Annotated in this window: 8 protein-coding genes and 3 pseudogenes; 7 read left to right on the top strand and 4 right to left on the bottom strand. The window is 55.0% G+C overall.

All coding sequences use genetic code 11. The features are described from left to right. Positions 1 to 101 precede the first annotated feature (101 nt). Positions 102 to 371, bottom strand: coding sequence for a hypothetical protein (locus tag IH404_RS22445; RefSeq protein WP_194439072.1), 270 nt, complete (start codon positions 369 to 371; stop codon positions 102 to 104). Positions 372 to 794: 423 nt separating this feature from the next. On the opposite strand from IH404_RS22445, the pseudogene IH404_RS22440 reads away from it, so the two are divergent. After that, positions 795 to 4,397, top strand: a pseudogene (locus IH404_RS22440) (DUF637 domain-containing protein); the annotation flags it as partial. A 9-nt stretch (positions 4,398 to 4,406) separates the two neighbouring features. Then, complete coding sequence (locus IH404_RS22435) at positions 4,407 to 4,814, top strand: hypothetical protein (RefSeq protein WP_194439068.1); 408 nt, start codon at positions 4,407 to 4,409, stop codon at positions 4,812 to 4,814. Positions 4,815 to 4,816: 2 nt separating this feature from the next. Here IH404_RS22435 and IH404_RS22430 read toward each other — a convergent pair whose 3' ends face one another. After that, a complete protein-coding gene (locus tag IH404_RS22430) occupies positions 4,817 to 5,101 on the bottom strand; it encodes a hypothetical protein (RefSeq protein ID WP_194439066.1) in 285 nt (94 codons plus the stop codon). Between the two features lie 20 nt (positions 5,102 to 5,121). After that, on the bottom strand, positions 5,122 to 5,370 hold the full coding sequence (locus IH404_RS22425) for a DUF3077 domain-containing protein (RefSeq protein WP_194439064.1): 249 nt from the start codon (positions 5,368 to 5,370) through the stop codon (positions 5,122 to 5,124). 375 nt (positions 5,371 to 5,745) lie between these two features. Between IH404_RS22425 and IH404_RS22420 the strand changes: the two genes are divergently transcribed. Together IH404_RS22420 and IH404_RS22415 are read left to right on the top strand one after the other, a co-directional pair. Then, on the top strand, positions 5,746 to 8,760 hold the full coding sequence (locus IH404_RS22420) for a DUF637 domain-containing protein (protein WP_242462626.1): 3,015 nt from the start codon (positions 5,746 to 5,748) through the stop codon (positions 8,758 to 8,760). Next, positions 8,757 to 9,011: a hypothetical protein gene (locus IH404_RS22415; protein ID WP_032803698.1), complete on the top strand. Its 255-nt coding sequence runs from the start codon at positions 8,757 to 8,759 to the stop codon at positions 9,009 to 9,011. Before IH404_RS22420 ends, IH404_RS22415 begins: the two co-directional genes overlap by 4 nt. 485 nt (positions 9,012 to 9,496) lie before the next feature. Here the strand turns inward: IH404_RS22415 and IH404_RS22410 are convergent, their stop codons facing one another. Next, positions 9,497 to 9,766, bottom strand: a complete 270-nt coding sequence (locus IH404_RS22410; protein ID WP_194439062.1) for a hypothetical protein — start codon at positions 9,764 to 9,766, stop codon at positions 9,497 to 9,499. Positions 9,767 to 10,189: 423 nt separating this feature from the next. Between IH404_RS22410 and IH404_RS22405 the strand changes: the two are divergent. The 3 genes and pseudogenes from IH404_RS22405 to IH404_RS22395 form a co-directional block, all read left to right on the top strand. Then, positions 10,190 to 12,925, top strand: a pseudogene (locus IH404_RS22405) (DUF637 domain-containing protein); the annotation flags it as partial. Between the two features lie 587 nt (positions 12,926 to 13,512). Beyond that, positions 13,513 to 13,755, top strand: a complete 243-nt coding sequence (locus IH404_RS22400; RefSeq protein WP_032803693.1) for a hypothetical protein — start codon at positions 13,513 to 13,515, stop codon at positions 13,753 to 13,755. Positions 13,756 to 13,946: 191 nt separating this feature from the next. Beyond that, positions 13,947 to 15,332 (top strand): annotated as a pseudogene (locus IH404_RS22395) (IS4 family transposase). Positions 15,333 to 15,455: the final 123 nt, after the last annotated feature.

Here is a 15,455-nt window from a genome sequence, read left to right as displayed (position 1 = left end):
TTTTTTGTGAAATCTCGCTCTTTAATATTTGGCTTTGTTTTCTTGTGTATGGGGACTCTAAACTCAACCAGATAGGGCGGCTATAAGCCGCCCATGTTTATTTATGAGGCTTGCGAACTCAGTTTTCGCCCAATAACATCCATCAAATCACAACCATCACGCAATGGAATAGCTAGTAACAACGCAAAGTCATGAAGCACAACCGCATCGCTGCTGATCTCTTCTCGAAACGCCAGGTTTTCCAGAAATTGAGTCACTGCACGAATACGGTAAGCAGCGGCATCGTAGAGAACATCTAGAGGTGCTTGCGTGTCGATGAGCAGCGCGGGGATGGTTGAATCGTGGCCTGTCAGGGGCATGTATCGGGTCATTTTAAAACTCTCTACTTAAGTGATTAATGCCATCACTCAAACGTCGCCAAACGAATGGGTGACAGCTGTACGCAGGTTGGCGAACCGGCAGTAGAGAAAACCGGCAGACCCGAAGGTCTCCCGCGCACAGCCGTCATAAGACGACTTTGCAGGCGCGCAAGTGGCTGCAAAAAAGCCATCAGCTTGCGCATTCTCTACCGTCAGGTCGCCAAACCTGAATCGCCATGTGGGCGACCGGCGGACTATAAGCCTGCGGCATGAAAGGGTGCAAGTCGCCAAGCTGTCCTTGTAACAACTCTAAGTGGTCGTAGCGAAAAAAACCTCGACTACACCGCCGTGCAAGAACGCGGTTTCAACCTCGACGGCCAGCCCGTCAGCGGTGCAGTCAACGGCCAGGGTCCACTGGCTTTGGACAGCCGCGCACCCTCGATCACCCGCGTGCAAGGCCTGCCAGACATCGCCCCGGTGGATAACAGCCACAAATACCTGATCGAAACCAACCCGGCGCTCACCGACCTCAAGCAGTTCATGAGCTCCGACTACCTTCTCGGCAAACTCGGCTACAACCCCGATGCCAGCTGGAAACGCCTGGGCGATGGACTGTACGAACAACGCCTGATCCGCGAAGCCGTGGTGGCCCGTACCGGCCAACGCTACATCAACGGCCTTGCCAGCGATGACGCGCTGTTCCGCTACCTGATGGACAACGCCATCTCTTACAAGGACTCGCTCAACCTGCAACTGGGCGTGTCCCTCACTGCCGAGCAAGTCGCGGCGCTGACCCACGACATCGTGTGGATGGAAGAAGCCGAGGTCAACGGCCAAAAAGTCCTGACTCCCGTGCTCTACCTGGCCCAGGCCAACAACCGCCTGGCCCCCAACGGCGCGCTGATCCAGGGCCAGGACGTGAGCCTGATCACCGGCGGCGACCTGCACAACAGCGGCACCCTGCGGGCCACCAACAACCTGAACATGGTCGCAGGCAACATCGACAACAGCGGCCTGATGCAAGCCGGCAATCGCCTGGAAATGCTCGCCACCGACTCGATCCGCAACAGCCGTGGCGGCATCGTCAATGGCCGCGACATCAGCGCCACCGCCGTGACCGGCGACATCATCAACGAGCGCACCGTCACCACCTTCAAACAGGAAGGCCAGGGCTACCAACTGCGCAACGACGTGGCCAGCGAAGCCTCCCGCTTCGAAGCCACCGACACGCTCAAGCTGAACGCGGGCCGCGACGTGCTCAATCTCGGCAGCAACCTGAAAGCCGGTGGCAACGCCAGCGTGACCGCAGGGCGTGACGTGGTGATCGCCAGCCAGACCGAACAGGACGACTACGCCTACCAACGCCGCCGCATCAGCGGCACCGAGCAAACCATCCTGCAACACGCCTCCGCCGTGGACGTGGGCGGCAACCTCGCCATCGACGCCCGCCGCGACATCGCCGTGGTCGCCAGCACCGTCAGCGCCGCCAAAGACCTCAGCGTCAAAGCCGGCGAAAACCTGACCCTGGCCGCCGCCGCCAACGAACAACACGACTACTCCAAAGGTAAAAAAGGCGGCACCAAAACCACTACTCAACTGGACGACGTCACGCAACAAAGCGCCGAACTCAAAGCCGGCGGCGACCTGATCGCCATCGCTGGCACCGACCTCACGCTAGTCGCCAGCAAAATCAGCGCGGGCAATGAAGCCTATGTGCACGCTGATAACGAACTGCAAATGCTGGCGGCGCAGGACAGCCACTACTCGCTGTACGACATGAGCAAGAAGGGCAGTTGGGGCAGCAAGAAGACTCAGCGTGATGAAGTGACCGATGTGAAGAATGTCGGCAGTGAGGTCAAGACTGGGGGTGATTTGACGCTGGAGAGTGGTGGGGATCAGAAGTATCAGGCGGCGAAGCTTGAGAGCAGTGGGGATATTGCGATTGTCAGTGGTGGGGCGGTGACGTTTGAGGCGGTGAAGGATCTGCACGACGAGAGCCACACCAAGAGTAAGGGCGACCTCGCCTGGACCAGTTCCAAGGGCAAGGGGAATACCGACGAGACGCTACGCCAGACGCAGATGATTGCAGAAGGCAGCGTCGTGATTAAAGCCGTCGATGGCTTGAAAATTGACATCAAGCAGATCGATCAAAATACGGTTAGCCAGACGATTGATGTGATGGTCAAGGCCGACCCGCAACTGGCCTGGCTAAAAGAGGTCGAGCAGCGCGGGGACGTGGATTGGCGCCAGGTTAAAGAACTGCACGACAGTTTCAAATACAGCAATTCATGCTTGGGCGCCGGCGCGCAAATCATCATTGCGATCATCGTTACGTACTTCACGATGGGGGCCGCCAGCGGTGCAATTGCCGCAGCGGGTTCGGGGACATCGATGGCGAGTGCCACGGCTGTTGGGACTGCGGCCACGTCTGCCGGATGGGCCAATGCTGCGGGCAGTACCGTGCTTGCTGGCATGGCGAGTAACGGTGCGATCAGCGCCATCAATAACCGTGGAAACCTGAGCACCGTCTTAAAGGATGTCACTTCCAGCGACGCGATGAAAGGCTACGTGGTGTCCGGCGTCACTGCGGGCTTGACTGCAGGTGTCTATGACAAATGGACCGGCACTCAGACGGGCACTTCCACTGCACTCCCCAACTCAGGTGCAGTAGCCACCGTAAGTCCGTTGAGCACCTGGCAAGGCGTGGGGCAGTTCACCGCCAACCAAGTACTGCAAAACGGAACATCCCTATTGGTGGATCGGGCGCTCGGGGGCGAAGCCCGTCTTGGCGACGCGTTGCAGAGTAGTTTGGCTAACGCATTTGCGGCTTATGGATTCAACCTGGTTGGGGATATTTCCAAGAACCGGTTTGCAGAAGGTGGCATTACCAAGATTGGGCTACATGCCTTGATGGGCGGGTTGGCAGCTGAGGCTTCTGGAGGAGATTTCCGCACAGGCGCTCTGGCAGCGGGTGTGAATGAGGCATTGCTGGATAGCCTCGCCAAGAACTACGCGGACATGCCCGATGACCAGAAGAAAGGTTTGCTGGTCATGAACTCGCAGTTGCTTGGTGTGCTTGCGGCATCGGTACAGAGCAATGCGGATGCGCAGAGCCTGCAAACTGGGGCATGGGTGGCGGGTAATGCAACGCAGTATAACTATCTGTTCCACCAAGAAGTGGAGGAGATGACTGAGGAGGTCGCTAGTAAGAAAACCGAGGCTGAGAAAAATGAGGTTCGTGCCCGCTACGCGCAACTTGACGAAGCTAGAAACGGGGAGCTGCGATCGGTTTGCCAAGCTGCTCCCGCCGCATGCGATGCAGCATCAAATCGTTTAATCGCGGATGAGCCCAAGCTGCGTGAGTTGGCCAAATCGCTCTATGCACAAGGTCATACCAGTGAAGCCACTACGATTGCGGCAATTATCATCAGCAATAACACCACTGCGACTTTAACGATAGCCACGGAACTGGCGGCATTGCGGGATGGCGACCAGTCTTCATTCTGGGACGCTGCTGCTGGTACACTGCTAGGCGCATCACTTGGAGGAATGAGGCCGAGTGGAGGTGGCGTCGCTGCAAAAGGCGCAGCAACGGCCCTAGAGACAACCAGTCCTGTTGTCGTGACTGGGAAGCGTGCAATTGATAAAGCACAAAGCTACGAGGGTGCACTTCGAGACGTATATGGTAATGTCCCGTATGCGGAGCGCCAGTACACAACTATTGTCAATGGGCAGCGTGTTAATGGTGTCGCTGATAATGTGACTATTGTTAATGGGCAACGGACTGCTGTTGAAGCTAAGTTTGTAGAGGACTGGAGGAGCTCGCTCCGAAATCCTGCTAGCTCAGTGGGCTCAAAGCCTTGGTCGGCTGCTGAACAGACCAAAATGGTAGATCAGGCAAAAAAATACTCATCCGGCTTCGAGGGTGGCGTTATCTATCATACGAATAGTCCAGAGTTGGCTAGTCATTACTCAAAAATATTTAGTGAGTCAGGTGTTAAAAACTTTAAGTTTGTAATTACGCCAGTAAAAAACTGAGGTGATGTGTTGGCTAATCAGATAGATGAGTTAGAGAAGATTTTAGGTGGGAAGCTCGAAAGGTCTGATGCTAGAGTCATCCCTGGGACGGATGGTGCAGCCACCAGGGAGGCTATGTATTTCTCTGATGATGGGAAAAATAAATTCCGAAAGCAATTTAAAAATATCACATGCTTCGCCGATCCTACGAACGCAACTAGTGGTGGGATCAATGAAGCAGGGTGTAGCATTACGCCGTTAGGTGGCCCACTATTTCACGCTGTCATATATCACGGAGATATTAACGGTTGGAGAAAGGATATTAAGGTCGGTGCCGAGGGTCTCGGGTTGCTGCTGGCTCGAATCGAGGATGATCAATTTGTTATTAGCGATGGTCGCTCCATTCCTCTGTCAGAGTGTAAGATAGAGTTCTCTTAAGCTTACTCCACTGACACCGGCTTTGCGCCGGTGTTTTTGCATCCTTTCTGCATCCCTTTTGAGGGGGAAGGGGGGATGGTTTTATTTGATTGGTCTGTTGGCGGTTCGCTCTTTAATAACGTGGTTTTATTTTTTTCTTTTTTTTTGAGGGGGCTGCTAGCTTTATGGTTAACCAAGACGGATGGTCTATAAAAAACCATTTTTTGTAAGTGATTCAATTGATTAAGTTTGAGTGATAGATGGGGCAGGCCATGATTTTCGAGTAAAATTGGGTAACCTACCCTCATCTATTTTTCTCTATTAATAATCAGAGGGTTACTGGGTTTGTTTTTTTCAAAGCATCGTTCACTAGAAGGTGCGCGCTTTCGATTAGCTGGGCCAAACCAAAGGTTTGAAGTCGCTGTGATCCGCTTGAGGAAAACGCTTGTTCATTCGCCATAGCTGATGCCGAAGCCAAAAGCTCACTCGCATTCACTAATGCTTCTTCGGAGCTCAAGTCTGACCTCACATTGAAAACACTGGTAGGCAAATCATTATCATCTATTTGCGTGTTCATGAGCGGCACTCCAATGCACCACACATTGAATGAGCGTCAACGGCAGAGCGCGAACACCTCATCACGACTTTTATTTCAATAACTCGACAGTTTCGATTTGTAGAAAACATCCACTCGATCCTCAGACAGTTAAGGGACCACCACCATCGTTGCGACACGAGTGGGTGGTGGACCGTGCGAGGGTCGCAAACCGGTGTCCGAGGGTACCGGCCGGGCAAAAGCCCGCCTCACACGGTCCACCATAGATGCGGTAAGCAGGCATAAAAAAAGCGCCTGCTACAGAGCTATGGCGCTACCGCGCCTCAGACTACTTCAGGTTGCGACACCCAGCCACAGGATTTACTGCGACGGCGAATCCTAGCCAAGTTACTTCCTATGGCTCAACCTCGGCAGGTCGTGGGAAAAGTCCGAAGCTCGGGAACACGGCATTACGTCCTCAAAAATGATTCAAACAAGGACTCGCTCAACCTGCAACTCGGCGTATCGCTGACCGCCGAGCAAGTGGCGGCGCTGACCCACGACATCGTGTGGATGGAAGAAGCCGAGGTCAACGGCCAGAAAGTCCTCACCCCGGTGCTCTACCTGGCCCAGGCCAACAACCGTCTGGCCCCCAACGGCGCACTGATCCAGGGCCAGGACGTGAGCCTGGTCACCGGCGGCGACTTGCACAACAGCGGCACCCTGCGTGCCACCAACAACCTGAACATGGTCGCGGGCAACATCGACAACAGCGGCCTGATGCAAGCCGGCAATCGCCTGGAAATGCTCGCCACCGACTCGATCCGCAACAGCCGTGGCGGCATCGTCAATGGTCGCGACATCAGCGCCACTGCCGTGACCGGCGACATTATCAACGAGCGCACGGTCACCACCTTCAAGCAAGAAGGCGAGGGCTATCAACTGCGCAACGACGTGGCCAGCGAAGCCTCACGCTTCGAAGCCACCGACACGCTCAAGCTGAACGCGGGCCGCGACGTGCTCAATCTCGGCAGCAACCTGAAAGCCGGTGGCAACGCCAGCGTGACCGCAGGGCGTGACGTGGTGATCGCCAGCCAGACCGAACAGGACGACTACGCCTACCAACGCCGCCGCATCAGCGGCACCGAGCAAACCACAATGCAACATGCGTCGACGGTGGAGGTTGGCGGCCACATGGCCATTGAGGCCCGGCGCGATATTGCGGTTATTGCCAGCACCGTTAGTGCTGCCAAGAACCTGAGCGTTGAAGCGGGTGAAAACGTGTCGCTTATTTCTGCGGCCAATGAGCAACACGAGTATTCGAAAGGCAAAAAAGGCAATACTAAAACCACGACCCAACTGGACAACGTGACCCAGCAAACCGCTCAGCTAAACGCTGGCGGTAACTTGGTGGCTATTGCAGGTACCGACCTGACCCTGGTTGCCAGCAAAATCAGCGCCGGCAACGAAGCCTATATTCAGGCGGGTGAGGAGCTGAAGCTGTTGGCCGCGCAAGACAGTCATTACTCGTTGTATGACATGAATAAAAAGGGCAGTTGGGGTAGCAAGAAAACTCAGCGTGATGAGGTGACCCAGGTCACCCATGTGGGCAGCGAGATCAAAGCCGGTTCGAGCATGATGCTCGAAAGTGGCAGTAATCAGCTGTTTCAAGCGGCAAAGCTCCAGAGTGGGGGGGACATTGCGATTGTCAGCGGTGGCTCGGTGACATTTGAGGCGGTTAAAGACTCGCGGCAGGAAAGTCACGAAAAGAGTAAGAGCGATATGGCGTGGAACAGTGCCAAAGGTGAAGGCAGTACTGACGAGACATTACGTCAGACCTTGATGGTGGGGCAGGGGCAACTCGCTATTCGCGCCGCCGGTAAGATCAATATAGACCTCAAGCAGATTGACCAAAAAACTGTCAGCCAGACGATTGATGCAATGGTTCAAGCCGAGCCTCAGCTTGCCTGGATCAAAGTAGCTGAAGCCAATGGGCAAGTTGATTGGCGAATGGTCAAGGAGATCCACGACAGCTGGGACTATAAGCAATCGGGATTAGGTGCCGCACCCGCGCTGATTATTTCGATTGTCGCCAGCATCTACCTGGGGCCCCTCGCGGGGGCTATGGCTAGCAACTTTGCGGTTGGGACAATCAATGGCGGCGGTGATATTGGTGCGGGACTGAAAGCGGCCACCAGTAAAGATGCGATCAAGGGTTACGCGACGCAAGTGGTCACTAGCGGAGTCCTGGCCGGAATAGACACCGCTGTCGGTGGTTGGAATACCGACGGGGCGTTGATTCTTAACGCGGACGGGGTCAATAACCCTGGTTATAGCAAGAGCATGCTGGACTGGAACACGGTCAGTGACAATGTGCTGCGCAGCACTACCCACGCTTTGGTAGCCGGCAGCATCAATACGGCGATTAACGGCGGTAGCTTGAAGGACAATCTTGGCGCAGCCGCAGTTTCCGAAGGGCTGGACCTGACGGCAGCCTTTGGCAACAAGCAGGTGGGCGATTTGGCTGAGTACCTGAAAATAACCCCAGGGTCGGCACAAAAAGTCTTGATGCATGCTGTATTGGGAGGAGCGTTATCAAGCGCTAAAGGTGGAGACTTCAAGACCGGGGCTTTAGCCGGCGCCGCCTCAGAAGGATTGACAGCTTTGGCAACGGAAAAACTGGGTAACTACCTGGACTCCCGGTTTGCCACGGATACCCAGTTCCGGGTAGGCACCGCTCAACTCGTCGGCGTTTTGGCGGGTGCTCTAGTCAACGGTGATCCTGCAACCGCTAGCTGGGTAGCCGGAAACGCAAAAAAATATAATGATGAGTTTCATATTGGTGGGCCCGCCATTGCGGGGGCTGTGAGTGCAGGTGAAAAAGTGCTTAAAGAGGGTGGAACGCCAGACCAGGCTACCGCTGCAATGAGTTCGCACCTGAGGGGCGATGGTTTTGATGGGCCAATGCCTGCCAATGGACTTGTACAAGCATGGTCAATCGGTGTTGGTCTGCCCCTGGCGGCAGTTGAAGCACCTGCTGTAGGGATAGGAGGGCTGGTAGCGGGTGCCTTGATTTCCGGCGGTGCAAATTTCGGCTATCAGCTATCGACGGGTAAGGACGTTAACTACACCGATGTATCCATCGCCGCGACGGTTGGAGGATTAACGCAAGGGAAGGGGTTCTGGCTGACTCAAGGATACGGATTGAGCGGCGCTTATTTGGGCAGTGTAATCAAGGGCGAGGATGCGAAGTATTCGTTGCTGGGCTCTGTGCTAGGTACTGCAATAGGTTATAAATCCGGAAATGTGATCACAGGGCAGTTGAAACCATTAATAGGAAATACTGCGAGCGAAACCTCAGGAGCTGCGACAGGTTCTGTATTGTCTGAAATTGTCAGCGGTGGTGTATCTAATATGGGAAGTAATAAATGAAGCCAAAAACGGTAGGTTGGTACCTATTGGGTACGCTAGTTGTGTATTTTTTTCTGGTTTTTTTTATGGTGGGTATTGTCGGTAATTTACTTGTGGCGACGATTGCATATTTCAAGCTGGGTCATTGGGCGCTTGAGGCTGGCGTTATCAATGCCTCTCTGAAAGTCGCTGCTTACTGCGGGGTTCCAGTAGGTGCGGGTATTTGGGTGTTGTCATGGCTGAAAAGTCGTAAAGACAAAAAAAGGCACTAGTATTTGTGCTATCGGTGGGGAAATGGGATGAAAGGAAAAGGGGACGGATTTATGTGCGCCAGACAAAGCGTGGTCGCCTGGAATTGACGGCGCAAGCTGTCATGAAATGGCGTAAGAAACCGAGCGGGTACTAACCCCGTCCGGCAAGGACCAGCCATCTACCGGAAGCGAGTTTGTGTGGCGCTCGGGTAACCGGCACTGCGAAGCTTAGACAGCGAGTGTATAGGCCGTGTAATACAGCCTCGAAATGTCCGCAGCGTGGAAGCCGACGCCTTATAAATAGTGGAAGGCAACATTGAAATACCGCAATGGCTAGGTATTGAAATCCCACCGGGGTCAGAGAGCAGGGCATGTACGCATGAGGGTTTTTAAGGAGCCTGGCCCGTTGTTTTCCTTGGCGTATTATTGCTCTTTAATAATTGAGTTTTTTTGCTTGGCAAGCTTGAGCTTAGTCAAGCGGGCGGTTGAAAACCGCCCTTTTTTATTTATGAATTCTGCGAACTCATTTTTCGACTAATTACATCCAACAAATCACACCCATCCCTCAGAGGGATGGCCAGCAGCAATGCAAAATCGTGAAGCACAACCGCATCACTACTAATCTGCTCCCGAAACGCCAAGTTTTCCAAAAATTGAGTCACCGCACGAATACGGTAGGCGGCTGCATCATAGAGAACATCAAGGGGAGCTTGGGTGTCGATCACCAGCGCGGGGATGGTTGAATCGTGGCCTGTCAGGGGGATGTATCGGGTCATTTTCAAACTCTCTACTTAAGTGATTGATGCCACCACTCAAACGTCGCCAAACGAATGGGTGACAGCTGTACGCAGGTTGGCGAACCGGCAGTAGAGAAAACCGGCAGACCCGAAGGTCTCCCGCGCACAGCCGTCATAAGACGACTTTGCAGGCGCGCAAGTGGCTGCAAAAAAGCCATCAGCTTGCGCATTCTCTACCGTCAGGTCGCCAAACCTGAATCGCCATGTGGGCGACCGGCGGACTATAAGCCTGCGGCATGAAAGGGTGCAAGTCGCCAAGCTGTCCTTGTAACAACTCTAAGTGGTCGTAGCGAAAAAAACCTCGACTACACCGCCGTGCAAGAACGCGGTTTCAACCTCGACAGTCAGCCCGTCAGCGGCGCAGTCAACGGCCAGGGCCCGCTGGCTCTGGACAATCGCTCCCCCTCGATCACCCGCGTGCAAGGCCTGCCAGACATTGCCCCGGTGGATAACAGCCACAAATACCTGATCGAAACCAACCCGGCGCTCACCGACCTCAAGCAGTTCATGAGCTCCGACTACCTGCTCGGGAAACTGGGTTACAACCCCGATGCCAGCTGGAAGCGCCTGGGCGACGGCCTGTACGAGCAACGCCTGATCCGCGAAGCCGTGGTGGCTCGCACCGGCCAACGCTACATCAACGGCCTCGCCAGCGATGACCAGCTGTTCCGCTACCTGATGGACAACGCCATCTCCTACAAGGACTCGCTCAACCTGCAACTGGGCGTGTCCCTCACCGCCGAGCAAGTCGCAGCGCTGACCCACGACATCGTGTGGATGGAAGAAGCCGAGGTCAACGGCCAGAAAGTCCTGACCCCCGTGCTCTACCTGGCCCAGGCCAACAACCGCCTGGCCCCCAACGGCGCGCTGATCCAGGGCCAGGACGTGAGCCTGATCACCGGCGGCGACCTGCACAACAGCGGCACCCTGCGTGCCACCAACAACCTGAACATGGTCGCCGGCAACATCGACAACAGCGGCCTGATGCAAGCCGGAAACCGCCTGGAAATGCTCGCCACCGACTCGATCCGCAACAGTCGTGGCGGCATCATCAATGGCCGCGACATCAGCGCCACCGCGGTGACCGGCGACATCATCAACGAACGCACCGTCACCACCTTCAAACAGGAAGGCCAGGGCTACCAACTGCGCAACGACGTGGTCAGCGAAGCCTCACGCTTTGAGGCTACCGACACGCTCAAGCTGAACGCCGGGCGCGATGTGCTCAACGTTGGCAGCAACCTCAAGGCCGGTGGCAACGCCAGCGTGAGCGCAGGGCGGGACGTGCTGATCGCCAGCCAGACCGAACAGGACGACTACGCCTACCAACGCCGCCGCGTCAAAGGCACCGAGCAAACCATCCTGCAACACGCCTCCGCCGTGGACGTCGGCGGCAACCTCGCCATCGACGCCCGTCGCGACATCGCGGTAGTCGCCAGCACTGTCAGCGCGGCCAAAGACCTTAGCGTCAAAGCCGGCGAAAACCTGACCCTGGCCGCCGCCGCCAATGAAGAACACGAGTACTCCAAAGGCAAAAAAGGCGGCACCAAAACCACCACCCAACTGGACAACGTCACCCAGCAAAGCGCCGAACTCAAAGCCGGCGGCGACCTGATCGCCATCGCCGGCACCGACCTGACTTTGGTTGCCAGCAAGATCAGCGCGGGTAACGAAGCCTATGTGCACGCTGATAACGAACTGCAAATGCTGGCGGCGCAGGACAGCCACTACTCGCTGTACGACATGAGCAAGAAGGGCAGTTGGGGCAGCAAGAAGACTCAGCGTGATGAAGTGACCGATGTGAAGAATGTCGGTAGCGAGATCAAGACTGGGGGGGATCTGACGCTGGAGAGCGGTGGGGATCAGAAGTATCAGGCGGCGAAGCTTGAGAGTGGTGGGGATATTGCGATTGTCAGCGGTGGGGCGGTGACGTTTGAGGCGGTGAAGGATCTGCATGACGAGAGCCACACCAAGAGCAAGGGCGACCTCGCCTGGACCAGCTCCAAGGGCAAGGGGAATACCGACGAGACGCTACGCCAGACGCAGATGATTGCAGAAGGCAGCGTGGTGATTAAAGCCGTCGATGGCTTGAAAATTGACATCAAGCAGATCGATCAGAATACGGTTAGCCAGACGATTGATGTGATGGTCAAAGCCGACCCGCAACTGGCCTGGCTAAAAGAGGCCGAGCAGCGTGGGGACGTGGATTGGCGCCAGGTTAAAGAACTGCACGACAGTTTCAAATACAGCAATTCAGGCTTGGGCGCCGGCGCGCAAATCATCATTGCGATCATTGTTACGTACTTCACGATGGGGGCCGCGAGCGGTGCAATTGCCGCAGCTGGTTCGGGGACATCGATGGCGGGGGCTACGGCTGTTGGGACTGCGGCCACGTCTGCCGGGTGGGCCAATGCTGCGGGCAGTACCGTGCTTGCTGGCATGGCGAGTAACGGCGCGATCAGCACCATCAATAACTGTGGAAACCTGAGCACCGTCTTAAAGGATGTCACTTCCAGCGACGCGATGAGAGGCTACGTGGTGTCCGGCGTTACTGCTGGCTTGACTGCAGGCGTCTATGACAAATGGACCGGGACTCAGACCGGCACTTCCACTGCACTACCCAACTCAGGTGCAGTTGCCACCGTAAGTCCGTTGAGCACTTGGCAAGGCGTGGGGTAGTTCACGGCCAACCAGGTACTGCAAAACGGAACATCAGTATTAGTGGATCGGGCGCTCGGGGGCGAAGCCCGTCTTGGCGACGCGTTGCAGAATAGTTTGGCTAACGCATTTGCGGCTTATGGATTCAACCTGGTCGGGGATGTTTCCAAGAACCGGTTTGCAGAAGGTGGCATCACCAAGATTGGGCTACATGCCTTGATGGGCGGGTTGGCAGCTGAGGCTTCTGGAGGAGATTTCCGCACAGGGGCCCTGGCAGCGGGTGTGAATGAGGCATTGCTGGATAGCCTCGCCAAGAATTACGCCGACATGCCCGATGACCAGAAAAAGGGTTTGCTGGTCATGAACTCGCAGTTGCTTGGTGTGCTTGCGGCATCGGTACAGAGCAATGCTGATGCGGATAGCCTGCAAACTGGGGCGTGGGTTGCGCAGAACATGACGCAATACAATTTTCTGGAACATCTCCCACCGGGCTTAAGTGAATACGGATCAGCGGCGACTACTCTGGCAAAGGACATGCTGGAAAAAGGTGCCACTAACGACCAAATTGCTCAAGCACAGCTGAAGCTGGCCCAAGGACAAGGTTTTGAAGGGGTTCAACCGGCTAACGAGTTCGTCAAGGCTTGGGGCTATTTTATGGCCGGTGAACTCACCGGTGCGGGGCTCGCGGCTGTATTAGGTCGGCTTGTGATGGGAGGTGCAAAAGGATTGCCTTCCGCCCTGCAAAATTTCGGCGGCCGCACTTTCGATGATCTATCTGCCGCAGCTTCAAATCCTATCAATAAGGAAGGTCTGACAGAGGCTGCTAGGGCGCTCACAAAGCATGCTTCTGGCCAGCGAGCTACTGGAACGTTCCCAAAACTCACAGGTGGAATTGAAAAGCAAAATGCAACTGCACTCGGTATTATTGATGACGTTCTCAAGAATCCAAATTCAACATTCTCAAATTTGAGTCGCGGTGGGCTAGAGGTCCGGGCTCCCGATGGAAGAGGTCTGCGCTACAATAAGGATGGCTCATTTTCTGGGTTTTTGGACCCTAAGGCGAAACCATGAAACTTGAAAGTAATTCGGATTTTGAAGTTCTGGGCTTTAGTGATAGTCGCTATAAAAGGCTAACTGCGGAGATTCAATATAAAGGTGAACCTATTGCTCAAGTTAATCAGGATAAAGGGGGGGACGCTTTAGAGGTGGAGATCTTTGCTGACTTAAGTAGCGCGACTTTGAGAGTTCCATTCTCTGGTTTTTTTGAGGCGATGATTTTAGCGAAAGACTTCATTGTCGAGTCGGGGTGAAGCTAGAAGAAAAAATGGGGCAAATTTGAGCGTCACTTACTTGACAAGAAAGAGCGAAAAAAGGGGGCAGATTTGAATGGCACTTACTTAACAGCTAACCGGCTGATCTGATTACAAAAAAATAGAAAAAGGCCGCCCTTGGTCTACGGTGATAGTTGCGAACACACACCACTGGAACAAGGACAGCCCGCGTGAATCGTAGACGTCAAATCGTCAGGCATCAACAGCAGCGCATTCAGCAGCACGCCAGAAACAGCAATGCCGATGCGTTCTTTAAGCTGCTAGCCGATCCGGCGCTGCTACATCGTGCCGAGTCAGTGATGCCCAAGCATCGTCAACGCTTGTTCCCGCCGACTGAAACACTGTCGATGTTTCTGGCTCAAGCCATGAATGCCGACCGTTCTTGTCAGAAGGCCGTGAATGATTTTTCGATCAGACGTTGCTGCGATGGGCTAAGCCCCAGCAGCGTGTACACCGGCGCTTATTGCAAAGCACGGGCGCGGTTACCGGTAGAGATGGTTTCAACATTGTTGCGCTCCACGGGATCAACGATGAGTAATAACGCGTCACCATCCTGGCGCTGGATGGGGCGTCCGGTGCGCCTCGTAGATGGCACCACAGTGGCCCTGCCAGACACTGCGGCCAACCAAGCTGCCTATCCGCAGTCGCGTGGTCAGAAAGCAGGACTGGGTTTCCCCATCTGCCGTTTGGTAGGAATCATTTGCTTGGCCAGCGGTGCTGTTTTAGATGCCTCGCTGGGGCGCTTTCGAGGCAAAGGTGGCGATGAACAGACGCTACTCAGGACGATGCTCGACACTCTGAATTGAGGCGACATTGTGTTGGGCGATGCCTACTACGCAACGTACTTTCTGCTGTGCGAACTGCAACGTCGTGGGATCGATGGCGTGTTCGAGCAGTATGGCGCCAGGCGGCGCAGTACCGACTTTCGGCTCGGGCAATCGCTGGGGCCGGAAGATCATTTGGTTGAGCTGACAAAACCTGGGAATCGACCTTCCTGGATGAGCCAAACTTATTACGACGATGCGCCTGAAACACTGACAGTGCGTGAGCTGAAAACCGGCGGAAAAATCCTGGTGACCACTTTGAACTGCCCGCAGCAAGTCCCCAAAGCGGGGCTCAAATCACTATACAAAGACCGTTGGCATGTTGAGCTGGATCTGCGCAATATCAAAACAACGCTGGGGCTTGAAACGTTGAGCTGCAAGACGCCTGGCATGGCTGTAAAAGAGTTGTGGGTGTATCTGCTGGCGCATAATTTGATTCGGATGATCATGGCCAAATCAGCGCTATTAGCTGATTGCTTGCCACGCGAGCTTAGCTTTAAACATAGCCTTCAATTATTCCTTGCGATGCAGCAGTACAGCTCCGACGAACAGGACGATAGGGTGCAGGATTTACTCAAACTGATCGCCAGAAAACGTGTCGGAAACCGGCCGGGACGGATTGAACCTCGCGCCATAAAACGAAGGCCCAAGCCTTACCCGATGCTGATGCAGACGCGCTCGGCGGCAAGGGCCGAGGTCAGGAGAAATGGACACCCGAAGAAGGTTAAGTAAGTGCCATTCAAATCTGTCCCCTTTTTTCCCGCATCAGGGCACTATGAGCCCTCTGGTCGGGCTGCTCAAGCCGCAGCAGAAAATGCTTTCTCTCAAAAAGGGCTTGAAGTGGGGGGGGATATA

The sequence above is a fragment of the Pseudomonas sp. OST1909 genome (assembly GCF_015277575.1).
Lineage (GTDB): Bacteria > Pseudomonadota > Gammaproteobacteria > Pseudomonadales > Pseudomonadaceae > Aquipseudomonas > Aquipseudomonas synxantha_A.
Note: the sequence above shows the minus strand (reverse complement) of the source record. Positions and strands in the feature narration are given on the sequence as shown.